Annotated in this window: 28 protein-coding genes; 25 read left to right on the top strand and 3 right to left on the bottom strand. The window is 62.3% G+C overall.

Annotated elements, in window-relative coordinates; all coding sequences use genetic code 11:
* Positions 1–24: 24 nt before the first annotated feature.
* The 4 genes from rpoB to JN279_RS23950 all read left to right on the top strand — a co-directional run bounded on the left by rpoB (position 25) and on the right by JN279_RS23950 (position 9,765).
* Positions 25–4,161, top strand: a complete 4,137-nt coding sequence (gene rpoB, locus JN279_RS23965) for a DNA-directed RNA polymerase subunit beta (protein WP_096445638.1) — start codon at positions 25–27, stop codon at positions 4,159–4,161.
* Between the two features lie 134 nt (positions 4,162–4,295).
* Positions 4,296–8,492 carry a DNA-directed RNA polymerase subunit beta' gene (gene rpoC / locus JN279_RS23960; RefSeq protein ID WP_095205119.1) on the top strand — a complete coding sequence of 1,399 codons (4,197 nt, stop codon included), beginning with the start codon at positions 4,296–4,298 and terminating at the stop codon, positions 8,490–8,492.
* A 201-nt stretch (positions 8,493–8,693) separates the two neighbouring features.
* On the top strand, positions 8,694–9,359 hold the full coding sequence (locus tag JN279_RS23955) for an O-methyltransferase (protein WP_202350433.1): 666 nt from the start codon (positions 8,694–8,696) through the stop codon (positions 9,357–9,359).
* Between the two features lie 34 nt (positions 9,360–9,393).
* Positions 9,394–9,765 carry a hypothetical protein gene (locus JN279_RS23950; RefSeq protein ID WP_202350432.1) on the top strand — a complete coding sequence of 124 codons (372 nt, stop codon included), beginning with the start codon at positions 9,394–9,396 and terminating at the stop codon, positions 9,763–9,765.
* Positions 9,766–9,790: 25 nt separating this feature from the next.
* Here JN279_RS23950 and JN279_RS23945 read toward each other — a convergent pair whose 3' ends face one another.
* The 3 genes from JN279_RS23945 to JN279_RS23935 form a co-directional block, all read right to left on the bottom strand.
* A complete protein-coding gene (locus JN279_RS23945) occupies positions 9,791–10,717 on the bottom strand; it encodes a Gfo/Idh/MocA family protein (RefSeq protein WP_202350431.1) in 927 nt (308 codons plus the stop codon).
* An 88-nt stretch (positions 10,718–10,805) separates the two neighbouring features.
* Positions 10,806–11,918 carry a PLP-dependent cysteine synthase family protein gene (locus JN279_RS23940; RefSeq protein ID WP_202350430.1) on the bottom strand — a complete coding sequence of 371 codons (1,113 nt, stop codon included), beginning with the start codon at positions 11,916–11,918 and terminating at the stop codon, positions 10,806–10,808.
* A 16-nt stretch (positions 11,919–11,934) separates the two neighbouring features.
* Positions 11,935–12,216, bottom strand: a complete 282-nt coding sequence (locus JN279_RS23935; protein ID WP_096445651.1) for a transcriptional regulator — start codon at positions 12,214–12,216, stop codon at positions 11,935–11,937.
* Between the two features lie 473 nt (positions 12,217–12,689).
* On the opposite strand from JN279_RS23935, the gene rpsL reads away from it, so the two are divergent.
* The 21 genes from rpsL (at position 12,690) to rplF (ending at position 24,896) form a co-directional block, all read left to right on the top strand.
* The gene (rpsL, locus tag JN279_RS23930) at positions 12,690–13,061 is read left to right on the top strand and encodes a 30S ribosomal protein S12 (protein WP_006333356.1); all 372 of its coding nucleotides are present in this window, start codon (positions 12,690–12,692) and stop codon (positions 13,059–13,061) included.
* 60 nt (positions 13,062–13,121) lie between these two features.
* Positions 13,122–13,592, top strand: a complete 471-nt coding sequence (rpsG, locus tag JN279_RS23925) for a 30S ribosomal protein S7 (protein ID WP_008875664.1) — start codon at positions 13,122–13,124, stop codon at positions 13,590–13,592.
* Between the two features lie 29 nt (positions 13,593–13,621).
* Positions 13,622–15,712 carry an elongation factor G gene (gene fusA, locus JN279_RS23920; protein WP_096445654.1) on the top strand — a complete coding sequence of 697 codons (2,091 nt, stop codon included), beginning with the start codon at positions 13,622–13,624 and terminating at the stop codon, positions 15,710–15,712.
* Positions 15,713–15,779: 67 nt separating this feature from the next.
* Positions 15,780–16,955, top strand: coding sequence for an elongation factor Tu (tuf, locus tag JN279_RS23915; protein ID WP_010909256.1), 1,176 nt, complete (start codon positions 15,780–15,782; stop codon positions 16,953–16,955).
* Between the two features lie 69 nt (positions 16,956–17,024).
* The gene (gene rpsJ / locus JN279_RS23910) at positions 17,025–17,333 is read left to right on the top strand and encodes a 30S ribosomal protein S10 (RefSeq protein WP_010909272.1); all 309 of its coding nucleotides are present in this window, start codon (positions 17,025–17,027) and stop codon (positions 17,331–17,333) included.
* Positions 17,334–17,394: 61 nt separating this feature from the next.
* The gene (gene rplC / locus JN279_RS23905; protein WP_095203282.1) at positions 17,395–18,108 is read left to right on the top strand and encodes a 50S ribosomal protein L3; all 714 of its coding nucleotides are present in this window, start codon (positions 17,395–17,397) and stop codon (positions 18,106–18,108) included.
* On the top strand, positions 18,108–18,728 hold the full coding sequence (rplD, locus tag JN279_RS23900) for a 50S ribosomal protein L4 (protein ID WP_008875667.1): 621 nt from the start codon (positions 18,108–18,110) through the stop codon (positions 18,726–18,728). Before rplC ends, rplD begins: the two co-directional genes overlap by 1 nt.
* On the top strand, positions 18,725–19,018 hold the full coding sequence (locus JN279_RS23895) for a 50S ribosomal protein L23 (protein ID WP_010909275.1): 294 nt from the start codon (positions 18,725–18,727) through the stop codon (positions 19,016–19,018). The genes rplD and JN279_RS23895 overlap by 4 nt, the downstream gene beginning before the upstream one ends.
* A 22-nt stretch (positions 19,019–19,040) precedes the next feature.
* On the top strand, positions 19,041–19,874 hold the full coding sequence (gene rplB, locus JN279_RS23890) for a 50S ribosomal protein L2 (protein WP_010909276.1): 834 nt from the start codon (positions 19,041–19,043) through the stop codon (positions 19,872–19,874).
* A gap of 16 nt (positions 19,875–19,890) precedes the next feature.
* Positions 19,891–20,169, top strand: coding sequence for a 30S ribosomal protein S19 (gene rpsS, locus JN279_RS23885; protein WP_006205463.1), 279 nt, complete (start codon positions 19,891–19,893; stop codon positions 20,167–20,169).
* Between the two features lie 2 nt (positions 20,170–20,171).
* Entirely contained in the window at positions 20,172–20,561 is a 390-nt protein-coding gene (gene rplV / locus JN279_RS23880) for a 50S ribosomal protein L22 (RefSeq protein ID WP_010909277.1), read from the top strand.
* Positions 20,561–21,286 (top strand): 30S ribosomal protein S3, encoded by a 726-nt coding sequence (gene rpsC, locus JN279_RS23875; RefSeq protein ID WP_010909278.1) that lies wholly within the window; start codon positions 20,561–20,563, stop codon positions 21,284–21,286. Before rplV ends, rpsC begins: the two co-directional genes overlap by 1 nt.
* A gap of 27 nt (positions 21,287–21,313) precedes the next feature.
* Positions 21,314–21,727 (top strand): 50S ribosomal protein L16, encoded by a 414-nt coding sequence (gene rplP, locus JN279_RS23870; protein WP_010909279.1) that lies wholly within the window; start codon positions 21,314–21,316, stop codon positions 21,725–21,727.
* 13 nt (positions 21,728–21,740) lie between these two features.
* The gene (gene rpmC, locus JN279_RS23865; RefSeq protein WP_006205459.1) at positions 21,741–21,941 is read left to right on the top strand and encodes a 50S ribosomal protein L29; all 201 of its coding nucleotides are present in this window, start codon (positions 21,741–21,743) and stop codon (positions 21,939–21,941) included.
* An 11-nt stretch (positions 21,942–21,952) separates the two neighbouring features.
* Positions 21,953–22,192 (top strand): 30S ribosomal protein S17, encoded by a 240-nt coding sequence (rpsQ, locus tag JN279_RS23860; protein ID WP_010909280.1) that lies wholly within the window; start codon positions 21,953–21,955, stop codon positions 22,190–22,192.
* Between the two features lie 71 nt (positions 22,193–22,263).
* Positions 22,264–22,632: a 50S ribosomal protein L14 gene (gene rplN / locus JN279_RS23855; RefSeq protein ID WP_006205457.1), complete on the top strand. Its 369-nt coding sequence runs from the start codon at positions 22,264–22,266 to the stop codon at positions 22,630–22,632.
* A 12-nt stretch (positions 22,633–22,644) separates the two neighbouring features.
* Positions 22,645–22,959 carry a 50S ribosomal protein L24 gene (gene rplX / locus JN279_RS23850; protein WP_006205456.1) on the top strand — a complete coding sequence of 105 codons (315 nt, stop codon included), beginning with the start codon at positions 22,645–22,647 and terminating at the stop codon, positions 22,957–22,959.
* On the top strand, positions 22,952–23,530 hold the full coding sequence (gene rplE, locus JN279_RS23845) for a 50S ribosomal protein L5 (protein WP_096445659.1): 579 nt from the start codon (positions 22,952–22,954) through the stop codon (positions 23,528–23,530). Before rplX ends, rplE begins: the two co-directional genes overlap by 8 nt.
* A gap of 27 nt (positions 23,531–23,557) precedes the next feature.
* On the top strand, positions 23,558–23,863 hold the full coding sequence (gene rpsN, locus JN279_RS23840; RefSeq protein ID WP_010909282.1) for a 30S ribosomal protein S14: 306 nt from the start codon (positions 23,558–23,560) through the stop codon (positions 23,861–23,863).
* Between the two features lie 12 nt (positions 23,864–23,875).
* Positions 23,876–24,274, top strand: coding sequence for a 30S ribosomal protein S8 (rpsH, locus tag JN279_RS23835; protein WP_006205453.1), 399 nt, complete (start codon positions 23,876–23,878; stop codon positions 24,272–24,274).
* A gap of 88 nt (positions 24,275–24,362) precedes the next feature.
* A complete protein-coding gene (gene rplF / locus JN279_RS23830; RefSeq protein ID WP_095203284.1) occupies positions 24,363–24,896 on the top strand; it encodes a 50S ribosomal protein L6 in 534 nt (177 codons plus the stop codon).
* The last annotated feature ends 119 nt before the right edge of the window (positions 24,897–25,015 follow it).

Below are 25,015 nucleotides of genomic sequence, written 5' to 3'. Positions count from 1 at the left end.
CGAGTTTAGAGCTAAGGAGCGACGATGGCCCAGACCCAGACTTTCAATGGCCGCAGACGCGTACGCAAGTTCTTCGGAAAGATTCCGGAAGTTGCGGAGATGCCGAACCTGATCGAGGTTCAGAAGGCATCCTATGACCAGTTCCTGATGGTGGACGAGCCCAAGGGCGGCCGTCCGGACGAGGGACTGCAGGCTGTTTTCAAGTCGGTCTTCCCGATCTCCGATTTTTCCGGCTCATCGATGCTGGAGTTCGTGAAGTACGAGTTCGAAGGACCGAAATTCGACGTTGACGAGTGCCGTCAGCGCGACCTGACCTATGCCGCGCCACTGAAGGTGACGCTGCGCCTCATCGTGTTCGACATCGACGAGGATACCGGCGCCAAGTCGATCAAGGACATCAAGGAGCAGGACGTCTACATGGGCGACATGCCGCTCATGACCTTGAACGGCACCTTCATCGTCAACGGCACCGAGCGCGTCATCGTCTCGCAGATGCACCGTTCGCCGGGCGTCTTCTTCGACCATGACAAGGGCAAGTCGCACTCGTCGGGCAAGCTTCTGTTTGCCGCGCGCGTCATTCCCTATCGCGGCTCGTGGCTCGACATCGAGTTCGATTCCAAGGACGTCGTGCACGCCCGCATCGACCGCCGCCGCAAGATTCCGGTGACGTCGCTGCTGATGGCGCTCGGCATGGATGGCGAGGAGATCCTGTCGACCTTCTACAACAAGATCACCTATGTGCGCGCCGGCGACCACTGGCGCATTCCGTTCAACGTCGAGCGTTTCCGCGGCCTCAAGGCCGTCGGCGACCTGGTCGACGCCGATACGGGCGAGATCGTTGTCGAAGCCGGCAAGAAGATCACCGCCCGCCAGGCGCGTCAGCTCGGCGAAAAGGGTCTGAAGGCGATCAAGGCGACCGATGAGGATCTGCTCGGCAACTATTTGGCCGAGGACATCGTCAACTACGCCACCGGCGAGATCTTCCTCGAAGCCGGCGACGAGATCGACGAAAAGACGCTGAAGGTGCTGCTTGGCACCGGCGAGCAGGAGATCAAGGTTCTCGACATCGACCACGTCAATGTCGGCGCCTACATCCGCAACACGCTCAACGTCGACAAGAACGAGAGCCGCCAGGACGCGCTGTTCGACATCTATCGTGTCATGCGCCCCGGCGAGCCGCCGACGCTCGAGACCGCCGAAGCCATGTTCAACTCGCTGTTCTTCGACAGCGAGCGCTACGACCTGTCGGCTGTCGGCCGCGTCAAGATGAACATGCGCCTCGAGCTCAAGGCCGAGGACACCGTGCGCGTGCTGCGCAAGGAAGACATCCTGGCCGTGGTCAAGACGCTGGTCGAACTGCGCGACGGCAAGGGCGAGATCGACGACATCGACAATCTCGGCAACCGCCGCGTGCGTTCTGTCGGCGAGCTGATGGAGAACCAGTACCGCGTCGGCCTGCTGCGCATGGAGCGCGCGATCAAGGAGCGTATGTCCTCGATCGAGATCGACACGGTGATGCCGCAGGACCTGATCAACGCCAAGCCGGCGGCCGCCGCCGTGCGCGAGTTCTTCGGTTCCTCGCAGCTGTCGCAGTTCATGGACCAGACCAACCCGCTGTCGGAGATCACCCACAAGCGCCGCCTGTCGGCGCTTGGACCGGGCGGTCTGACCCGCGAGCGCGCCGGCTTCGAAGTGCGCGACGTGCACCCGACGCATTACGGCCGTATCTGCCCGATTGAGACGCCGGAAGGCCCGAATATCGGCCTGATCAACTCGCTGGCCACGTTCGCACGCGTCAACAAGTACGGCTTCATCGAGAGCCCGTACCGCAAGATCGTCGATGGCAAGCTGACCAATGACGTCGTCTATCTCTCGGCGATGGAAGAAGCCAAGCACCATGTCGCGCAGGCCAACGCCGAGCTCGACAAGAATGGCGGCTTTGTCGACGAGTTCGTCATTTGCCGCAGTGCCGGCGAAGTGATGATGGCGCCGCGCGAAAACGTCGACTTGATGGACGTGTCGCCCAAGCAGATGGTGTCGGTGGCCGCGGCCCTGATCCCGTTCCTGGAAAACGACGACGCCAACCGCGCTCTGATGGGCTCGAACATGCAGCGTCAGGCCGTGCCGCTGGTGCGCGCCGAGGCGCCGTTTGTCGGCACCGGCATGGAGCCGATCGTTGCCCGTGACTCGGGCGCCGCTATCGGCGCTCGCCGTGGCGGCATCGTCGACCAGGTGGACGCGACGCGTATCGTTATCCGCGCCACCGAAGATCTCGATCCGGGCAAGTCCGGCGTCGACATCTACCGGCTGATGAAGTTCCAGCGTTCGAACCAGAACACCTGCATCAACCAGCGTCCGCTGGTGCGTATGGGTGACCGGGTCAACAAGGGCGACATCATCGCCGACGGTCCGTCGACCGAGCTCGGTGATCTGGCGCTCGGCCGCAACGTGCTGGTCGCGTTCATGCCGTGGAACGGCTACAACTACGAGGACTCGATCCTCTTGTCCGAGCGCATCGTCGCCGACGACGTCTTCACCTCGATCCACATCGAGGAGTTCGAGGTCATGGCGCGCGATACCAAGCTCGGACCGGAGGAAATCACGCGCGACATTCCGAACGTCTCGGAAGAAGCGCTGAAGAACCTCGACGAAGCCGGCATCGTCTATATCGGCGCGGAAGTGCAGCCGGGCGACATCCTGGTCGGCAAGATCACGCCGAAGGGTGAGAGCCCGATGACGCCGGAAGAGAAGCTTCTGCGCGCCATCTTCGGCGAAAAGGCTTCCGACGTGCGCGACACTTCGATGCGCATGCCTCCGGGCACCTTCGGCACCGTCGTCGAGGTGCGCGTGTTCAATCGCCACGGTGTGGAGAAGGACGAGCGCGCCATGGCGATCGAGCGCGAGGAGATCGAACGCCTCGCCAAGGACCGTGACGACGAGCAGGCCATCCTGGACCGCAACGTCTACGCGCGTCTTTCCGACGTGCTCGTCGGCAAGGAAGCGATCGCTGGACCGAAGGGCTTCAAGAAGGGCTCGACGCTGTCCAAGGATACGCTCGACGAGTATCCGCGTTCGCAGTGGTGGCAGTTTGCCGTGGAGAACGAAAAGCTCCAGAGCGAACTGGAAGCCCTGCGTGGCCAGTACGACGACTCCAAGAAGGCGCTCGAACAGCGCTTCATGGACAAGGTCGAGAAGGTCCAGCGCGGCGACGAAATGCCTCCGGGCGTCATGAAGATGGTCAAGGTCTTCGTGGCGGTGAAGCGCAAGATGCAGCCGGGCGACAAGATGGCCGGCCGTCACGGCAACAAGGGTGTCGTGTCGCGCATCGTTCCGGTCGAGGACATGCCTTTCCTCGAGGACGGCACGCATGCTGATATCGTGCTCAACCCGCTGGGTGTGCCGAGCCGCATGAATGTCGGCCAGATCCTGGAAACGCATCTGGGCTGGGCTTGCGCAGGCATGGGCAAGAAGATCGGCGACCTGATCGACGCGTACAAGGTGGCCGGCGACATCAAGCCGCTGCGCAAGACGCTCGAGAGCTTCATGCCAGCCAACGACCGCAACGAGCCGATCCGCGAGTATGACGACGAGAGCATTGTTCGCCTCAGCGAGCAGATGCGTCGCGGCGTCTCGATCGCGACCCCGGTGTTCGACGGTGCGCACGAGGCTGACATCAACATCATGCTGGAGCAGGCGGGCCTGCACACCAGCGGTCAGTCGCAGCTCTATGACGGACGCACTGGCGAGCCGTTCGATCGCAAGGTGACGATGGGCTATATCTATATGCTCAAGCTTCACCACCTGGTGGACGACAAGATCCACGCGCGTTCGATCGGTCCGTACTCACTCGTCACCCAGCAGCCGCTGGGCGGCAAGGCGCAGTTCGGTGGTCAGCGCTTCGGCGAAATGGAGGTCTGGGCTCTGGAAGCTTATGGCGCCGCCTACACGCTGCAGGAAATGCTGACGGTGAAGTCGGACGACGTCGCCGGCCGCACCAAGGTCTACGAGGCGATCGTGCGCGGCGACGACACGTTCGAGGCCGGCATTCCGGAGAGCTTCAACGTGCTCGTCAAGGAAATGCGGTCTCTCGGCCTCAATGTCGAGCTGGAGAACACCAAGCTCGACGACAACCCTGTCCGGCTGCCCGACGCGGCCGAGTAAGACGAAGACATGGCGCGTCGCGGAAGCCTGCGACGCGCCTATCGAATTCGACGGCCAGTGGCCGACAAAGACGGCGGGCGTTTGGTCCGCGTTAGATGCAAGGGGTTTTCGAGGACCCCGAAAAGGAGAACGGCATGAACCAAGAGGTCATGAATCTCTTCAATCCGCAGGCGCCTGCGCAGGTGTTCGATTCCATCCGGATCTCACTGGCCAGCCCTGAGAAGATTCTGTCCTGGTCGTTCGGCGAGATCAAGAAGCCGGAGACCATCAACTACCGCACCTTCAAGCCGGAGCGTGACGGTCTGTTCTGCGCGCGCATTTTTGGCCCGATCAAGGACTATGAGTGCCTGTGCGGCAAGTACAAGCGCATGAAGTACAAGGGCGTCATCTGCGAGAAGTGCGGCGTCGAAGTCACGCTGTCGCGCGTCCGCCGCGAGCGCATGGGCCATATCGAGCTCGCCGCTCCCGTCGCTCACATCTGGTTCCTGAAGTCGCTGCCCTCGCGCATCGGCACGCTGCTCGACATGACGCTGAAGGACATCGAGCGCGTCCTCTACTTCGAGAACTACATCGTCACCGAGCCTGGCCTCACCGCGCTGAAGGAGCACCAGCTGCTCAGCGAGGAAGAGTACATGATCGCCGTCGACGAGTATGGCGAGGATAGCTTCACTGCCATGATCGGCGCCGAGGCCATTCATGACCTTCTGGCCGGCATGGACCTGGAGAAGATCGCCGGCGACCTGCGTTCGGAACTGGCTTCGACCACGTCCGAGCTGAAGCAGAAGAAGTATCTGAAGCGGCTCAAGGTCGTCGAGAACTTCATGGAATCCGGCAATCGTCCGGAATGGATGATCATGAAGGTGGTTCCGGTGATCCCGCCGGACCTGCGCCCGCTGGTTCCGCTGGATGGTGGACGTTTCGCCACGTCCGACCTGAACGACCTCTATCGCCGCGTCATCAACCGCAACAACCGTCTGAAGCGGCTGATCGAGCTGCGCGCCCCCGGCATCATCGTGCGCAATGAAAAGCGCATGCTGCAGGAAGCCGTCGACGCACTGTTCGACAACGGCCGTCGCGGCCGCGTCATCACCGGCGCCAACAAGCGTCCGCTGAAGTCGCTGTCCGACATGCTCAAGGGCAAGCAGGGCCGGTTCCGTCAGAACCTGCTCGGCAAGCGCGTCGACTATTCCGGCCGCTCGGTCATCGTCACCGGTCCGGAGCTCAAGCTGCACCAGTGCGGCCTGCCGAAGAAGATGGCGCTCGAACTGTTCAAGCCCTTCATCTACGCCCGTCTCGACGCCAAGGGTTACTCCTCGACCGTCAAGCAGGCGAAGAAGCTGGTCGAGAAGGAGCGTCCGGAAGTCTGGGATATTCTCGACGAGGTCATCCGCGAGCACCCGGTTCTGCTGAACCGCGCGCCGACGCTGCACCGTCTCGGCATCCAGGCGTTCGAGCCGATCCTGATCGAAGGCAAGGCGATCCAGCTGCACCCGCTGGTCTGCACGGCCTTCAACGCCGACTTCGACGGCGACCAGATGGCTGTCCACGTGCCGCTGTCCCTGGAAGCGCAGCTTGAAGCCCGCGTGCTGATGATGTCGACCAACAACATCCTGCACCCGGCTTCCGGCGCGCCGATCATCGTGCCGTCGCAGGACATGGTTCTGGGTCTCTACTATCTCTCGATCGTCAACCAGAACGAGCCGGGCGAGGGCATGGTGTTTGCCGACATGGGCGAACTCCAGCACGCGCTCGAGACCAAGGCGGTGACCCTGCACGCCAAGATCAAGGGCCGCTTCCGCACGGTCGACGCCGAAGGCAAGGTCGTGTCGAAGATCCATGACACCACGCCTGGCCGCATGATCATCGGCGAGCTCCTGCCGAAGAACGTCAACGTGCCTTACGAGACCGCCAACCAGGAGATGACCAAGAAGAACATCTCCAAGATGATCGACACCGTCTACCGCCATTGCGGTCAGAAGGAGACGGTCATTTTCTGCGATCGCATCATGGCGCTCGGTTTCGCGCACGCCTGCCGTGCCGGCATTTCGTTCGGCAAGGACGACATGCTGATCCCGGACACCAAGATCAAGCTGGTCTCCGACACCGAGGCTTTGGCCAAGGAATACGAGCAGCAGTACAATGACGGCCTGATCACGCAGGGCGAGAAGTACAACAAGGTCGTCGACGCCTGGGCCAAGTGCTCGGAAAAGGTCGCCGACGAAATGATGGCCCGCATCAAGGCGGTCGAGTTCGAGGACAATGGCCGTCAGAAGCCGATGAACTCGATCTACATGATGTCGCACTCCGGTGCGCGTGGCTCGCCCACCCAGATGCGTCAGCTCGCCGGCATGCGCGGCCTGATGGCCAAGCCGTCGGGTGAAATCATCGAGACGCCGATCATCTCGAACTTCAAGGAAGGCCTGACCGTGCTCGAGTACTTCAACTCGACCCACGGCGCCCGCAAGGGTCTGGCCGACACCGCCTTGAAGACGGCGAACTCGGGTTACCTCACCCGCCGTCTGGTCGACGTGGCGCAGGACTGCATCGTCAACTCCGTGGATTGCGGCACCGACAAGGGCCTCACCATGCAGCCGATCGTCGATGCCGGTCAGGTCGTCGCTTCGGTCGGCCAGCGCGTGCTGGGCCGCACCGCGCTCGACGACATCAACCATCCGGTGACCGGCGACCTGCTGGTCAAGGCCGGAACGCTGATGGACGAGCGTGACGTGGAGCAGATCGAAAAGGCCGGCGTCCAGTCGGTCCGCATCCGCTCGGCACTGACCTGCGAGGTCAGGGTCGGCGTCTGCGCGGTCTGCTACGGACGCGATCTGGCGCGCGGCACCCCGGTCAACCAGGGCGAAGCCGTCGGCGTCATCGCGGCGCAGTCGATCGGCGAGCCGGGCACCCAGCTCACCATGCGTACCTTCCATATGGGCGGTACCGCACAGGTGGTGGATAGCTCGTTCCTTGAAGCCTCGTACGAGGGCAAGGTCGAGATCCGCAACCGCAACGTGGTGCGCAACTCCGACGGCCAGCAGATGGTCATGGGCCGCAACATGGCGGTGCTGATCCTCGACGAAGCCGGCAAGGAGCGCGCCACGCACCGTGTCACCTATGGTTCGCGCATCTTCGTGGACGATGGCGACAAGGTGAAGCGCGGCCAGCGTATCGCCGAGTGGGATCCCTACACCCGCCCGATCCTCACCGAAATCGAGGGCAAGGTGGCGTTCGAGGATCTGGTCGACGGCATTTCCGTGCAGGAAACGGCCGACGAGTCGACCGGCATCACCAAGCGTGAGGTCATCGACTGGCGTTCGACGCCGCGCGGCAACGACCTGAAGCCGGCGATCGCCGTTCAGGACGCCAAGGGCAAGGTCGGCAAGCTGTCGAAGGGTGGCGATGCCCGCTTCCTGCTCTCGGTCGAGGCCATTCTCTCGGTCGAGCCGGGTGCGCAGGTTCGTCCCGGCGACGTGCTGGCGCGTATCCCGATGGAAAGCGCCAAGACCAAGGACATCACCGGCGGTCTGCCGCGTGTTGCCGAATTGTTCGAGGCACGTCGTCCGAAGGATCACGCCATCATCGCCGAGATCGATGGCACGATCCGCTTCGGCCGCGACTACAAGAACAAGCGCCGCATCATCATCGAGCCGCATGACTCGACGCTGGAGCCGGTCGAATACCTGATCCCGAAGGGCAAGCCGTTCCATCTCCAGGACGGCGACGTCATCGAGAAGGGCGACTACATCCTCGACGGCAATCCGGCGCCGCACGACATCCTGGCGATCAAGGGCGTGGAGGCACTTGCGTCCTACCTCGTCAACGAGATCCAGGAGGTCTACCGCCTGCAGGGCGTGTCGATCAACGACAAGCACATCGAGGTGATCGTTCGCCAGATGCTGCAGAAGGTCGAGATCACCACGCAGGGCGACTCGACCTACATTCCGGGCGACCACGTCGACGTGATCGAGCTGGAAGAGGTCAACGAGCGCCTGATCGAGGACGGCAAGAAGCCGGCCGAAGGTCAGCCGGTGCTGCTCGGCATCACCAAGGCCTCGCTGCAGACGCCGTCCTTCATCTCGGCCGCCTCCTTCCAGGAGACGACCAGAGTGCTGACGGAAGCCGCGGTTGCCGGCAAGACCGACATGCTGCAGGGCTTGAAGGAAAACGTCATCGTCGGCCGGCTGATCCCGGCCGGTACCGGCGGCACGATGAGCCAGATCCGGCGCATCGCCACCTCGCGCGACGAACTGATCATCGACGAGCGCCGCAAGGCCTCCGGTGTGGAAGTCGCCGAGCCGATGCTGGCCGATATGACAACCGCCGCGCAGTAAGCGCGGCGGGAGCAATTCCAGGAAAAGTGTAAGCGATTTCCCACAGGAATTGCGCCAGGAAACGTAAGACATCTCAGGCAACAGGGCCGTCGGGGCAACCCGGCGGCCTTTTTGTTTGTTGGTATTCATGGCACCTTCCGACCCGCAACCCAAGCGGCGCTCTTTTCGCGTTTTGGCTTTCAATGGATCGGAGGAGAAACGATGAGCAAGAAGACTTGGGCCGCGGTCGACGACTACATTGTTGATGCCCTGTTCGACGCAGATCCCGCCCTCGACGCTGTTCTGGCCGCCAACCGCGACCAAGGCCTGCCACCGATCGACGTCTCGGCGGCGCAAGGCAAGCTGCTCTCGCTTCTTGCGCGCATTCAGGGCGCGAAGAAGGTTCTCGAAATCGGCACGCTGGGGGGCTACTCGACGATCTGGATGGCGCGCGCCCTGCCCAAGGACGGCAAGATCGTTACGCTTGAACTCGATCCGCATCACGCCGGCGTCGCGCGGTCGAATTTCGAACGGGCAGGTGTGTCGGAACGGGTGGACTTGCGGGTCGGGCCGGCGCTTCAGTCGCTTGCCGCGCTAGGCGCAGAAAAAGCCGGGCCGTTCGATCTCATCTTCATCGACGCCGACAAGCCGAACAACCCGAACTATCTGTCCTGGGCCATGCGGCTTTCGCGGCCGGGGACCGTGATCATCTGCGACAATGTCATCCGCGACGGCGCGGTGCTCGACGCGGGTGGCCACGACGCAAACGTGGTCGGCGCCCGGGCGGCGTTCTCATTCATCGGCGGCGACAAGCGTCTGGATGGCACCGCCATCCAGACAGTCGGCGCCAAGGGGTATGACGGCTTTGCGATCGCGATCGTCGAGTGATAACGCCAGCATGATCTCGAAGGGTGTTGGAAAGATGAACGAGGCAGCTCTCTGGGACCGGATCAACGCGGGTCGGGACCGCATGAGCGTTGCGCAGCGAAGGCTGTGGGATATGATCAGCATTGACCCGGAACAATGGATTCATCGGACCTCGGCAGGCGATGATCTTCGCATTTGGGTTGTGGCGCTGATCGGCCGAACCGTGATCTCATACAACGACCTCGAGCACGGTTTCGACCGCTCAAATTTCGTTCGGTATGGCGAGATTGCGCAGCCTGGCTGGGGTCAATCCGATCTTGAGATCGCCGTTCAAGATGTGCTGAACGAATTGGAATTCGGACGTCGCACCGCACCAATCATCTCCGGGGCTAAGCCAGGAACATATCCCGGCCAAGGCTCACGATAGCAACGCCAGATCCTTCCCATTCAATTCAATCGAAAAACGCCTCGACCACGTTGCGCTTGCCGAGCATGAAGGCGTCGGCGACATGCTGCAGCGGCGCGAGATCGACGTCGGAGGTGCCGGCGCGCACGATCTCGGCGAAACGCCTGTAAAGCATCGGGTATTCGGCTTCCGGCTCCTGATGGACGACACGGCCGTCGATGGCGAGCTTCGAGCCACCGCCGGAAAGCACCATCTTGCCGGCATCCGTGTCGGCCAGGATGTCCCAGCTTTGCGGTCCGGTTTGCAGCCAGTCGAGGTCCATTGTCACCGGCAATCCGTTCGAGGTGCGGAAGGTGACTTGCGCCGCGACCGGGGCGGCGCGGTTTTCGGGAAAATCGAGCATGGCCGCGGTGATGAACATCGCCGGCAGGATGTGGGTCGCGATCGACAGCGCGTTGATGCCGGGATCGAAGACGCCGAAGCCGCCCGGAGCCCAGATCCAGTCCTGGTTCGGGTGCCAGCGGCGCACGTCCTCTTTCCAGATGATCGCTGCCGAGCGGATCCGGGTCGATGCGAGGAAGCTGCGCGCGGCCTCCACCGCCGGCGCATAGCGCGAGTGCCAGCTGGCAAACAGGGAGACGCCGTTTTTCGCGGCCAGCACCTTCAGGTCCTCGACCTCGCTGACCGTGGCGCCCGGGGGCTTTTCCAGGAAGACATGCTTCTTCGCCTCAAGCGCGGTGCGCGCGGCATCGTAACGGAATTGCGGCGGCATGCAGAGCGAGACGGCCTCAAGCTCCGGCACCGCGTCGAGCATCGCCTCGATGGTCGGAAAATTCGGGATGCCGTCGACCTTGCCATGCCGGCTGGCGGCGGCGACGAGCCGATAGTCCTGGTCTTTCGCCAAAGCCGGCAGGTGCTGGTCGCGGACGATCTTGCCGACGCCGACGATGCCTATCTTGATGGGCTGGGACACGGCCGCTCCGTCTGTTTGATGATGGTGAGCGTTTCTATCAGAACACTTGCCCCGGGCAAGCTGGAAGCGGCCATGTGGGGTCGAAAGCTCAGCCCCAGCTTTCCTCGAATTCCACCGTCAGTTTTCCGCCCTCCAGAAAGGCCTCGATCGCTGGCTCGAAAGGCGAGGGGTCGAGGCCGTTGGCCGCCAGCCATTCATCAGAATAGTAGGTGTTGGCATAGCGGTCGCCGGAATCGCAGATCAGCGTCACCAGCGAACCGGTCTTGCCATGCTCGATCATGCGCGCCGCCTGAAAGCACATGGCGATGAAGTTGGTGCCGGTCGAACCACCGACACGGCGGCCGAGCCGGCGCGACAACACCCGCATCGCCGCCAGCGATACGGCATCCGGCACCCGCAGCATGTGATCGATGACACCTGGCACGAAGGACGGCTCCATGCGCGGCCGGCCAATGCCTTCGATGCGCGACGGCTGCTCGCAGCGGCACTCGCGATCGTGCGTGGCAAAGCCTTCGAAGAAGGCGGAGCGCTCGACATCCGCCACCGACAGCCGCGAGGCGTGCTGCTTGTAGCGCAGGTATCGGCCGATCGTGGCCGTGGTGCCGCCCGTCCCGGCACTCATCACGATCCAGCTTGGGATGGGATGCCGCTCCTCGCGCATCTGTCCGAAGATGGAATCAGCGATGTTGTTGTTGCCGCGCCAGTCGGTGGCGCGTTCGGCATGGGTGAACTGGTCCATGAAATGGCCGCCGAGCCGTTCGGTCAGTTCGGCCGACTCAGCATAGATGCGCCTGCCGTCATCGATGAAATGGCAGTTGCCGCCATAGTGCTCGATCGCGGCGATCTTTTCGCGCGACGTCGACCGGGGCATCACCGCATAGAACGGCACGCCGATCATGCGGGCGAAATACGCTTCCGACACCGCTGTCGAGCCTGATGACGCTTCGATCACCGGGGTGCCTTCGCGGACCAGGCCATTGCACAGTGCATAGAGAAACAGCGAACGCGCCAGCCGGTGCTTCAGGCTGCCGGTCGGATGGGTGGACTCATCCTTGAGGTAGAAGTCGATGCCCGGCAGCGCCGGCAGGTCGAGTTTCCAGAGATGCGTGTCGGCCGAACGGTGCTGGTCGGCCTCGATCGCGGCGACCGCCCGGTCGGCCCAGGCCCGGGATGCAGGTTCAACCGCTCTTGATCCGGCCATCGTCGGTTCCTTGGTTTCAGATCGGCACGTCGAAGGTCACGATCGACACTTCGCCTTCGAGCGCGCCCTGATAGGCAGACAGATGCGGCTCGTCGTCCGGCACGCCATCCATATCGCCGATCTGGTCGAGCTCGGCCTCGGCGTAACCTTCCGCCGCAAGCGATTCGAGGGCGCGGCGCACCGCCGAATCGTCGTCGGGCGCAACCAGCATGACATGCACGCCTTCTACCTTGCCGCCTTTGCGCTTCCACACCCGGCCGGTGATGATGGTGACCGGGCGTTCTTCGTTGTCGTTCACGGGCTGATTCCTCCTGGCAAAGCGCGGGCGAGGGGATTTTGACTGCTCAGGCGGACTTTTCGCATGAAGCCGGGCCGTGCGACAGCCAAAAGCCGGTCACTTTCTTCTCCGTCCTTGCAAAACGGCGAAAGAAAATTACATGCGCCTTTCGCATAGCTGCCAAGCCCCGGCTTCAATGCAATATTTGCCGCTCCGGGGTTGACGCTTCGCGGGCTTACGAGTAGAAGCCGCCCAGTCAGAACCGATGTGAGGCTCTCCCTTCCGAAGCGACACGCTTTGGAGTTTGCCTCAAACAGGGTTCGTTTTACGAGCGAAAAGACATTTCCGGCGTGCACGAAGCGGCTTCCGCTTCCTCTGCCATTTGTTCGGGCAAGACCGCGAGGCGCGGTTTATGGCCCGAATTTGCGTATGGAAATGACGCTTTGAGCGGCCCTGACCGGGCGAGACACGGAATTGAGAGACAAGAGGGTTTAATGCCTACCGTCAACCAGCTGATCCGCAAGCCGCGCATAGCGCCGGTGAAGCGCAACAAGGTCCCGGCCATGCAGCAGAACCCGCAGAAGCGGGGCGTCTGCACGCGCGTCTATACAACGACGCCGAAGAAGCCGAACTCGGCGCTGCGCAAGGTGGCCAAGATCCGCCTGACCAATGGTTTTGAAGTGATCGGGTACATCCCCGGCGAAGGTCACAACCTTCAGGAACACTCCGTGGTCATGATCCGCGGCGGCCGCGTCAAGGATCTTCCGGGCGTTCGCTATCACATCATCCGCGGCGTGCTCGACACGCAGGGCGTGAAGAACCGCAAGCAGCGCCGTTCGAAGTACGGCGCCAAGCGTCCGAAGTAAGATTTTCCGGCTCTGGCGCTGCTTCAAAGCGTCGGGCTACGAGATTGAGAGACAAAAGCCATGTCGCGTCGTCACAGTGCAGAAAAGCGTGAGATCAACCCGGATCCGAAGTTCGGTGATCTGATCGTTACCAAGTTCATGAACGCCGTCATGTATGACGGCAAGAAGTCGGTCGCCGAGACTATCGTCTACGGCGCGCTCGACCAGGTCCAGTCGAAGACCAAGCAGGAGCCGGTCACCGTCTTCCATCAGGCGCTCGACAATGTCGCGCCGCATGTGGAAGTCCGTTCGCGTCGCGTCGGCGGCGCCACCTACCAGGTTCCGGTCGACGTGCGCCCCGAGCGCCGCCAGGCATTGGCCATCCGCTGGCTGATCGCGGCTGCCCGCAACCGCAACGAGACCACGATGGTCGACCGCCTCTCGGGCGAGCTGATGGACGCGGCCAACAACCGCGGCACGGCCGTCAAGAAGCGTGAAGACACCCACAAGATGGCTGAAGCCAACCGCGCTTTCGCACACTACCGCTGGTAAAGCGCGAACAGGACTGAGAGGCAGCTACGATGGCCCGCGAATACAAAATCGAAGACTACCGCAATTTCGGCATCATGGCGCATATTGACGCCGGCAAGACGACGACCACCGAGCGCGTCCTCTACTACACGGGCAAGTCGCACAAGATCGGCGAAGTGCACGACGGCGCTGCCACCATGGACTGGATGGAGCAGGAGCAGGAACGCGGCATCACCATCACGTCCGCCGCCACCACGACCTTCTGGAAGGGCCGTGACGGCAAGATGCGCCGCTTCAACATCATCGACACCCCCGGACACGTCGACTTCACCATCGAAGTCGAGCGTTCGCTGCGCGTGCTCGACGGCGCCATTGCGCTGCTCGACGCCAACGCCGGTGTCGAGCCGCAGACGGAAACCGTCTGGCGCCAGGCCGACAAGTACCGCGTGCCGCGCATGATCTTCTGTAACAAGATGGACAAGATCGGCGCCGACTTCTACCGCTCGGTCGAGATGATCGGCTCGCGCCTTGGTGCGCAGGCTGTCGTCATGCAGCTGCCGATTGGTGCCGAGACCGAATTCAAGGGTGTCGTCGACCTCGTCGAGATGAACGCGCTTGTCTGGCGTGACGAGACCCTGGGCGCTGCCTGGGACGTCGTCGAGATCCCGGCCGACCTTCAGGCTCGTGCCGTGGAATACCGCGAGAAGATGATCGAAGCCGCTGTCGAAATGGACGAGACGGCGCTTGAGAACTACCTCGAAGGCAAGATGCCGGGCAATGACGAGATCCGCTCGCTCATCCGCAAGGGCACGATCGCGGTCAAGTTCTTCCCGATGTTCTGCGGCTCGGCCTTCAAGAACAAGGGCGTGCAGCCGCTGCTCGACGCCGTTGTCGAATACCTGCCGTCGCCGGCCGACGTTCCCGCCATCAAGGGCGTCGATGCCAAGACCGACGCCGAGATCGAGCGTCATGCGGTCGACGACGAGCCGCTGTCGATGCTCGCCTTCAAGATCATGAACGACCCGTTCGTCGGTTCGCTGACCTTTGCCCGCATCTATTCGGGCAAGCTGACCAAGGGCATCTCGGTCGACAACACCGTCAAGGGCAAGAAGGAGCGCATCGGCCGCATGCTGCAGATGCATGCGAATTCGCGCGCCGACGTCGAAGAAGCTTTCGCCGGCGACATCGTCGCCCTGGCTGGCCTCAAGGACACGACCACTGGCGACACGCTGTGCGATCCGCTGCATCCGGTGATCCTCGAGCGCATGGAATTCCCCGATCCGGTCATCCAGATCGCCATCGAGCCGAAGACCAAGAACGACCAGGAAAAGATGGGCCTCGCCCTTCATCGCCTGGCTGCCGAGGATCCGTCCTTCCGCGTCAAGACCGACGAGGAAAGCGGCCAGACCATCATCTCCGGCATGGGCGAACTGCATCTCGACATTATCGTTGACCGCATGCGTCGCGAGTTCAAGGTCGAAGCCAATGTCGGCGCTCCGCAGGTGGCCTATCGCGAGACGATCACCCGCAAGCACGAGCAGGACTACACGCACAAGAAGCAGACCGGCGGTACCGGCCAGTTCGCCCGCGTGAAAGTTATCTTCGAGCCGAACACGGAGAGCGAAGAGTTCGTCTTCGAATCCAAGATCGTCGGCGGCGCGGTGCCGAAGGAATACATTCCGGGTGTCGAAAAGGGCATCCAGAGCGTCATGGGCGCTGGTCCGTTCGCGGGCTTCCCGATGATCGGCGTCCGGGCGACGCTGATCGACGGCGCCTACCACGACGTCGACTCCTCGGTTCTGGCCTTCGAAATCGCGTCCCGCGCCTGCTTCCGTGAAGCTGCACCCAAGCTTGGCGTGCAGTTGCTCGAGCCGATCATGAAGGTCGAAGTCGTGACGCCGGAAGACTATGTCGGCAGCGTCATCGGCGACCTGAACGGCCGTCGTGGCCAGATCCAGGGCCAGGAAGCACGCGGCGTGGCCGTCGTCATCAATGCGATGGTGCCGCTCGCCAACATGTTCAAGTACGTCGACAACCTGCGCTCGATGAGCCAGGGCCGCGCGGCCTACACGATGCAGTTCGATCACTACGAGCCGGTCCCGACCGCGGTCGCTCAGGAAGTCCAGAAAAAATACGCGTAACTCGAAAGAGCCGTCGCGGTAACGCAATTCAAAGCCCGCTTGGGCGAGCAGGAAATGGAGACATCACATGGCAAAAGGTAAATTCGAGCGCACTAAGCCTCATGTGAACATCGGCACGATTGGTCACGTTGACCATGGCAAGACGTCGCTGACGGCGGCGATCACGAAGTATTTTGGCGAGTACAAGCGCTACGACCAGATCGATGCGGCGCCGGAAGAGAAGGCCCGCGGCATCACCATCTCGACGGCTCACGTCGAATACGAGACGGCCAACCGCCACTACGCCCACGTCGACTGCCCCGGCCACGCCGACTATGTGAAGAACATGATCACCGGTGCCGCGCAGATGGACGGCGCGATCCTGGTCGTGTCGGCCGCCGACGGCCCGATGCCGCAGACCCGCGAGCACATCCTGCTCGCCCGTCAGGTCGGCGTGCCGTCGATCGTTGTGTTCCTCAACAAGGTCGACCAGGTCGACGACGCTGAGCTCCTCGAACTGGTCGAGCTCGAGGTGCGCGAGCTTTTGTCGAAGAACGAATTCCCCGGCGACGACATTCCGATCGTCAAGGGTTCGGCGCTGGCTGCTCTTGAAGATTCGAACAAGACCATCGGCGAGGACGCGATCCGCGAGCTGATGGCTCAGGTCGACGCCTACATCCCGACCCCGGTTCGTCCGCTGGACAAGCCGTTCCTGATGCCGATCGAAGACGTGTTCTCGATCTCGGGCCGCGGCACGGTCGTGACCGGCCGCGTCGAGCGCGGCGTGGTCAAGGTTGGCGAGGAACTCGAAATCATCGGCATCCGTCCGACGACCAAGACGACCTGCACGGGCGTTGAAATGTTCCGCAAGCTGCTCGACCAGGGCCAGGCTGGCGACAACATCGGCGCGCTGCTGCGTGGCGTTGATCGTGAAGGTGTCGAGCGCGGCCAGGTTCTGGCCAAGCCGGGCACGGTGAAGCCGCACAAGAAGTTCGTGGCCGAAGCCTACATCCTGACCAAGGACGAAGGTGGCCGTCACACGCCGTTCTTCACCAACTACCGTCCGCAGTTCTACTTCCGCACGACGGACGTGACCGGCATCGTGTCGCTGCCGGCTGGCACCGAGATGGTCATGCCTGGCGACAACATCACGGTCGATGTCGAGCTGATCGTGCCGATCGCCATGGAAGAGAAGCTGCGCTTCGCCATCCGTGAAGGCGGCCGCACCGTCGGTGCCGGCATCGTCGTCACCATCAAAGAGTAATTTGGACTTAAACCGATCTGTCGCGGGCGCGGAAGTTGCCCGCGCCGCGCCAGAACAAGGAAGTGACGCATGAACGGACAGAATATCCGCATCCGCCTGAAGGCGTTTGATCACCGCGTGCTCGACGCCTCGACGAAGGAAATCGTGTCGACGGCCAAGCGCACCGGCGCAAACGTCCGCGGCCCCATTCCGCTGCCGACGCGGATCGAAAAGTTCACGGTGAACCGGTCGCCCCACGTCGACAAGAAGAGCCGCGAGCAGTTCGAGATGCGCACGCACAAGCGTCTGCTCGACATCGTCGATCCGACCCCGCAGACCGTCGATGCTTTGATGAAGCTCGATCTGGCCGCCGGCGTCGACGTCGAGATCAAGCTCTAAGGGAATGAGAGCGCGGTAAGGGGCGGTGCCCCTGGCCCGGAACTCTAAAGGAATTGAACCGATGCGTTCAGGTGTGATTGCAAAGAAGGTGGGAATGACCCGCATCTACAACGATGCCGGGGAACATGTTCCCGTCACCGTTCTCCAGATGGAGAACTGCCAGGTCGTGGCGCAGCGCACGCAGGAGAAGAATGGCTACACCGCCGTTCAGCTCGGCGTTGGCCTCGCCAAGGTGAAGAACACGTCGAAGGCGTTGCGCGGCCATTTCGCGACCGCTTCCGTCGAGCCGAAGGCGAAGGTCGCCGAGTTCCGCGTCTCCGCCGACAACATGATCGATGTCGGCGCCGAGATCACCGTCGAGCACTTCGTCGCCGGCCAGAAGGTCGATGTGACGGGCACGACGATCGGCAAGGGTTTCCAGGGCGTCATCAAGCGTCACCACATGGGTGGTGGCCGCGCGACGCACGGTAACTCGGTCTCGCACCGTACGCACGGTTCGACCGGCCAGCGCCAGGACCCCGGCAAGGTGTTCAAGGGCAAGAAGATGGCCGGCCATATGGGCGACACCCGCGTGACCACGCAGAACGTCGAGATCGTCTCGACCGATGCCGACCGCGGCCTGATCCTGATCCGCGGAGCGGTTCCCGGATCGAAGGGCGCCTGGATCCTGGTCCGCGACGCGGCCAAGGTGGCACTGCCGGCCAATGCGCCGAAGCCTGCCGCGATCCGCGCCGTTGCTAAGAACGAGGCTCCGGCCACAGAGGGAGCGGAATAATGGATCTCAAGATCACAACGCTTGGCGGCAAGGACGCCGGCAAGGTGAAACTCTCCGAGGAGATTTTCGGCCTTGATCCGCGCGAGGACATCCTGCAGCGCGTCGTGCGCTGGCAGCTTGCCAAGAAGCAGCAGGGCACGCACAAGGCCAAGGGCCGCGCCGAAATCGCGCGCACTGGCGCCAAGATGTACAAGCAGAAGGGTACGGGCCGCGCCCGCCACCATTCGGCACGCGCTCCGCAGTTCCGCGGCGGCGGCAAGGCCCACGGCCCGGTCGTTCGCAGCCACGAGCACGATCTGCCGAAGAAGGTGCGCGCTCTGGGCCTGAAGCATGCTCTCTCGGCCAAGGCCAAGAGCGCGTCGATCATCATCATCGACGAGTTGAAGTTGACCGAGGCCAAGACCAAGGCGCTGATCGCGAATTTCGCGACGCTGGGCCTGAGCAACGCCCTGGTGATTGGTGGCGCCGAGCTTGACAAGAACTTCAAGCTGGCCGCGACCAACATTCCCAACATCGACGTGCTGCCCATCCAGGGCATCAACGTCTACGACATTCTGCGCCGCGGCACGCTGGTCCTTTCGAAGGCCGCCGTCGAGGCTCTCGAGGAGCGCTTTAAATGACCGACCTTCGTCACTACGACGTGATCGTCAGCCCGGCGATCACCGAAAAGTCGACCATGGCTTCCGAGCAGAACCAGGTCGTCTTCAACGTCGCCAAGAAGGCGTCGAAGCCGGAAATCAAGGCCGCCGTCGAAGCGCTGTTCGGCGTCAAGGTGATGGCCGTGAACACGCTTGTCCGCAAGGGCAAGATCAAGCGCTTCCGCGGCACGATCGGCCGCCAGAGCGACGTCAAGAAGGCGATTGTGACGCTGGCCGACGGCCAGTCGATCGACGTCGCGACGGGTCTCTGAGCAAGGCCGCGAGGACAGAACAATGGCACTGAAAAAATTCAACCCGGTAACGCCGAGCACCCGCCAGCTGGTCATCGTCGACCGCTCGGGCCTCTACAAGGGCAAGCCTGTCAAGGGTCTGACCGAAGGCCTGACCAAGTCGGGCGGCCGCAACAATTACGGCCGCATCACCGCCCGCTTCATCGGCGGTGGTCACAAGCGTTCGTACCGCATCATCGACTTCAAGCGCCGCAAGTTCGACGTTGTCGGCACGGTCGAGCGCATTGAATACGATCCGAACCGCACCGCCTTCATCGCGCTGATCAAGTACGACGATGGCGAGCTGTCCTACATCATCGCCCCGCAGCGCCTTGCCGCCGGCGACAAGATCGTGGCTGGCGAAGCGGTCGACGTGAAGCCGGGCAATGCGATGCCGCTGGCATCGATGCCGGTTGGCACGATCGTCCACAACATCGAGCTGAAGCCGGGCAAGGGTGGCCAGGTTGCCCGTTCGGCTGGCGGTTACGCCCAACTCGTCGGTCGCGACCAGGGCATGGCGATCCTGCGCCTCAACTCGGGCGAGCAGCGTGTCGTTCACGGCTCCTGCATGGCCACCGTCGGTGCCGTGTCGAACCCCGACCACGGCAACATCAACGACGGCAAGGCCGGCCGCACGGTGTGGCGTGGCAAACGTCCGCACAATCGCGGCGTGACCATGAACCCGGTCGACCATCCGCATGGCGGTGGTGAAGGCCGCACCTCCGGTGGCCGTCATCCGGTCAGCCCGTGGGGCAAGCCGACCAAGGGCAAGAAGACGCGGTCCAACAAGGCGACCGACAAGTTCATCCTGCGCTCGCGCCATCAGCGCAAGAGCTAAGAAGAGGTAACGCCAAGTGACTCGTTCTATTTGGAAAGGCCCCTTCATCGACGGCTACCTTCTCAAGAAGGTGGACAAGGTTCGTGAAGGTGGTCGCAATGAGGTGATCAAGATGTGGAGCCGTCGCTCCACCATCCTGCCGCAGTTCGTCGGCTTCACCTTCGGTGTCTACAACGGCCAGAAGCATGTTCCCGTCTCGGTGAACGAGGACATGGTCGGTCATAAGTTCGGTGAATTCGCTCCGACCCGGACCTATTACGGTCACGGCGCGGATAAGAAGGCGAAGAGGAAATAATCATGGGCAAGGCCAAAGCTCCGCGCAGGCTTGCTGATAACGAAGCGCGCGCCGTATTGCGCACGATCCGTATCAGCCCGCAGAAGCTGAACCTCGTTGCCGCGCTGATCCGCGGCAAGAAGGTCGCGACAGCGCTTTCCGATCTCGAATTCTCGGCCAAGCGGATTTCCGGCACGGTCAAGAAGACGCTGGAATCGGCGATCGCCAACGCGGAAAACAACCACGACCTCGATGTCGATGCGCTGGTGGTGGCGGAAGCCTATGTCGGCAAGTCGATTGTCATGAAGCGGTTCCACGCTCGTGGCCGTGGTCGCGCCAGCCGTATCGAGAAGCCGTTCTCGCACCTCACGATCGTCGTTCGTGAAGTCGAAGAAAAAGGGGAGGCCGCATAATGGGCCAGAAAGTCAATCCGATCGGTCTTCGCCTCGGCATCAACCGCACCTGGGATTCGCGCTGGTTCGCGAACACCGGCGAGTACGGCAAGCTGCTGCATGAGGACATCAAGATCCGCAAGTATCTTGAGAAGGAACTCAAGCAGGCCGCGATCTCCAAGGTCGTGATCGAGCGTCCGCACAAGAAGTGCCGCGTCACCATCCATGCCGCGCGCCCGGGTCTGATCATCGGCAAGAAGGGCGCCGACATCGAGAAGCTTCGCAAGAAGCTGATGGAGATGACGAAGTCCGAGACGCACCTCAACATCGTCGAAGTGCGCAAGCCGGAAATCGACGCGACCCTGGTCGCCCAGTCGATCGCCCAGCAGCTTGAGCGCCGTATCGCGTTCCGCCGCGCCATGAAGCGCGCCGTGCAGTCGGCGATGCGCCTCGGTGCCGAAGGCATCCGCATCAACTGCTCGGGCCGTCTCGGCGGCGCCGAAATCGCCCGCATGGAGTGGTACCGCGAAGGCCGCGTGCCGCTGCACACGCTGCGCGCCGATGTCGACTACGGCACGGCCGAGGCGAATACGGCGTACGGCATCTGCGGCGTCAAGGTCTGGGTATTCAAGGGCGAGATCCTCGAGCACGATCCGATGGCTTCGGAACGCCGCGCGACCGAGGGTGATGCTGCGCATGGCGGTGGTGGTGATCGCGAACGCGGTCGTCGTCGCGAAAACGCCTGAGACATTTAGGAATTTGGAGTTAGAACGATGCTGCAGCCAAAGCGCACAAAGTTCCGCAAGCAGTTCAAGGGCCGTATCCATGGTACCGCAAAGGGCGGCACCAACCTGGATTTCGGTGGTTTCGGGCTGAAGGCGCTTGAGCCGAACCGCGTCACCGCGCGTGAGATCGAGGCGGCCCGCCGCGCGATCACTCGCGAAATGAAGCGCGCTGGCCGCGTCTGGATCCGTATTTTCCCGGATCTGCCGGTCACGTCGAAGCCGACCGAAGTCCGCATGGGCAAGGGCAAGGGTGCCGTCGACTACTGGGCGGCACGCGTCAAGCCGGGCCGCATCATGTTCGAGATCGACGGCGTCAGTGAAGAAACCGCCCGTGAGGCGCTGCGTCTCGGCGCGGCCAAGCTCTCGGTCAGGACGCGCTTCGTACAGCGCATCGCAGAATAAGGACGGGCTGATCATGAAAGCCGAAGACATCCGGACCAAGACCCAGGACCAGCTGACCGACGATTTGGCCAGCCTGAAGAAAGAGCAGTTCAACCTGCGCTTCCAGAAGGCCACCGGCCAGCTCGAGAAGACCGCGCGCGTGAGGCAGGTCCGTAAGGACATTGCGCGTATCAAGACCATCGCTGCGGAAAAGTCCGCAGCCAAGAAGGCTTAAGGACGAAAACCATGCCAAAGCGCATTCTGCAGGGCACCGTCGTCAGCGACAAGAACGAGAAGACGGTTGTCGTCAAGGTCGAACGGCGCTTCACGCATCCCGTGATGAAGAAGACCGTGCGCATGACCAAGAAGTACAAGGCGCACGACGAGAACAACGCCCACAAGGTTGGCGATCAGGTGTTCATCCAGGAATCGAAGCCGATTTCCAAGGACAAGCGCTGGATCGTCGTGTCTTCGGACCAGGCGTAAACAACGAATTTTGGACAGACCGGGGAGGGGTGAAAAACCCGTCCCGTTAGAAAAGAAGAAGGCGGCCAGTCATGATTCAGATGCAAACAAACCTCGACGTGGCGGATAATTCCGGCGCGCGTCGTGTCATGTGCATCAAGGTGCTGGGCGGCTCGAAGCGGAAATACGCTTCCGTGGGCGACATCATCGTGGTGTCCATCAAGGAAGCCATTCCGCGCGGCCGCGTTAAGAAGGGTGATGTGATGAAGGCGGTCGTGGTTCGCACGGCCAAGGACATCCGCCGCCCGGACGGCAGCGTGATCCGTTTCGACAAGAACGCGGCCGTTCTCGTCGACAACAAGAAAGAGCCGATCGGCACGCGTATCTTCGGACCGGTTCCGCGCGAACTCCGCGCCAAGAACCACATGAAGATCATCTCGCTCGCGCCTGAAGTGCTGTAAGGAGCCGGACCAATGCAAAAGATTAGAAAAGGCGACAAGGTCGTCGTGCTGGCCGGCAAGGACAAGGGCCGGTCGGGCGAAGTCCTCTCGGTTCAGCCGAAGGATGACACCGCGCTGGTGCGCGGCGTCAACATGATCCGTCGTCACCAGAAGCAGTCCCAGTCCCAAGAGGGCGGGATCATCACCAAGGAAGCGCCGATCCAGCTGTCGAACATCGCGCTGGCCGACCCCAAGGATGGCAAGCCGACCCGCGTCGGTTTCATCTTCCAGAAGGACGGCAAGAAGGTGCGCGTCGCCAAGCGCTCGGGAGAAGTCATCAATGGCTAAGGCTCAAAGCAAGCAGGCGACTGCCACCAACACGCCGCGTCTGAAGCAGGTCTACAACGAGACCATCCGCAAGGCGCTGCAGGAGCAGTTCGGCTACGAAAACGACATGCAGGTTCCGCGCCTCGACAAGATCGTGCTGAACATGGGTGTTGGCGAAGCGACCGCCGATTCCAAGAAGCCCTCGGTTGCCGCCGAGGACCTGGCGATGATCGCCGGCCAGAAGGCCGTCGTCACCCGCGCCCGCAATTCTATCGCTGGCTTCAAGGTCCGCGAGAACATGCCGATCGGCGCCAAGGTCACGCTGCGCAAGGAACGTATGTACGAGTTCCTCGACCGCCTCGTGAACATCGCGCTGCCGCGCGTCCGCGACTTCCGCGGACTGAACCCCAAGAGCTTCGATGGCCGTGGCAATTACGCCATGGGCATCAAGGAGCACATCGTGTTCCCGGAGATCAACTACGACAAGGTTGATCAGATCTGGGGCATGGACGTCATCGTTTGTACGACTGCGAAGACGGACGACGAAGCCCGGGCATTGCTCAAGGCTTTCAACTTCCCCTTCCGCCAGTAACGGCAGCGAGAAAAGGAAAAATCTGAAATGGCAAAGACCAGCTCAGTCGAGAAGAACAACAGGCGCCGCAAGCTTGCCGACCAGTACGGTCCCAAGCGCGCTGCCCTTAAGGCGATCATCATGGATCAGTCCAAGCCGATGGAGGAGCGCTTCCGCGCTCAGCTCAAGCTTGCTGCCCTGCCGCGCAACTCGGCCAAGATCCGCATCCGCAACCGCTGCGAAGTCACCGGCCGTCCGCGTGCCTACTATCGCAAGCTCAAAGTATCGCGCATCGCGCTTCGTGATCTCGGCAATAACGGCCAGATCCCGGGCCTGGTCAAGTCGAGCTGGTAAGGAGGACATAACATGTCATTGAGCGATCCTCTCGGCGATATGCTGACCCGCATCCGCAACGCCTACGGCCGCAAGAAGTCGAGTGTCTCGACGCCGGCTTCGCGTCTGCGCACCCGCGTCCTCGACGTGCTGAAGGCTGAAGGCTATATCCGCGACTACAGCCAGACCGACTTCGACAACGGCAAGTCCGAAATCGAAATCGAGCTGAAGTATTTCGACGGTGCGCCGGTCGTGCGCGAAATCGCCCGCGTCTCGAAGCCGGGCCGCCGCGTTTACGTCTCGGCCAAGTCGATCCCGCACGTCGCCAACGGCCTCGGCATCGCCATCCTTTCGACGCCGAAGGGCGTGATGGCCGATCACGAAGCCCGCGAACAGAACGTCGGCGGCGAGATCCTCTGCCAGATCTTCTGATCTGGCAGCTGACCGCAAATTGGAATCCGGTCTTCGGATCGTTCCGAAGACAGAGACCTGAAACAAGAGAAGTGACGAGGACAACAAAATGTCTCGTATTGGAAAGAAACCCGTTTCGCTGCCGCAGGGCGTGACCGCGACCGTCAACGGCCAGACCGTGACGGCGAAGGGCCCCAAGGGCGAGCTGAAGTTCGTGGTGAACGACGAAGTCCTGGTCAAGATGGAAGGCAGCGAGATTGCTGTCGAGCCGCGCGACCAGACCAAGACCGCCCGCTCGAAGTGGGGCATGTCGCGCACGCAGATCGTCAACATCCTGCAGGGCGTCAAGGACGGTTTCGAGAAGAAGCTCGAGATCACCGGCGTTGGCTATCGTGCCGCGCTTCAGGGCAAGAACCTGCAGCTGGCCCTTGGCTTCAGCCATGACGTCGTCTACGAGACGCCGGCCGGCATCACCATCACGGTGCCGAAGCCGACCGAGATCACCGTTGCCGGCATCGACAAGCAGCAGGTTGGCCAGGTGGCTGCCGAGATCCGCGAATACCGCGGCCCTGAGCCTTACAAGGGCAAGGGCGTCCGCTACGCTGGCGAGAAGATCGTCCGCAAGGAAGGCAAGAAGAAGTAATAGGCTTGGCCCCGAAAAGTTTAAGATTTTTCGGAAGGGGCCAAACCAGAGGATTTAACGCCGCGGGGAGCGGTCGCGGGAGGCGCTTTCGCCTACCGCATATGGCGGCCCCCGTTTTT

The sequence above is a fragment of the Mesorhizobium sp. 113-1-2 genome, assembly GCF_016756475.1.
Classification (GTDB): domain Bacteria; phylum Pseudomonadota; class Alphaproteobacteria; order Rhizobiales; family Rhizobiaceae; genus Mesorhizobium; species Mesorhizobium loti_C.
This window is presented reverse-complemented; position numbering and strand designations above follow the sequence as displayed.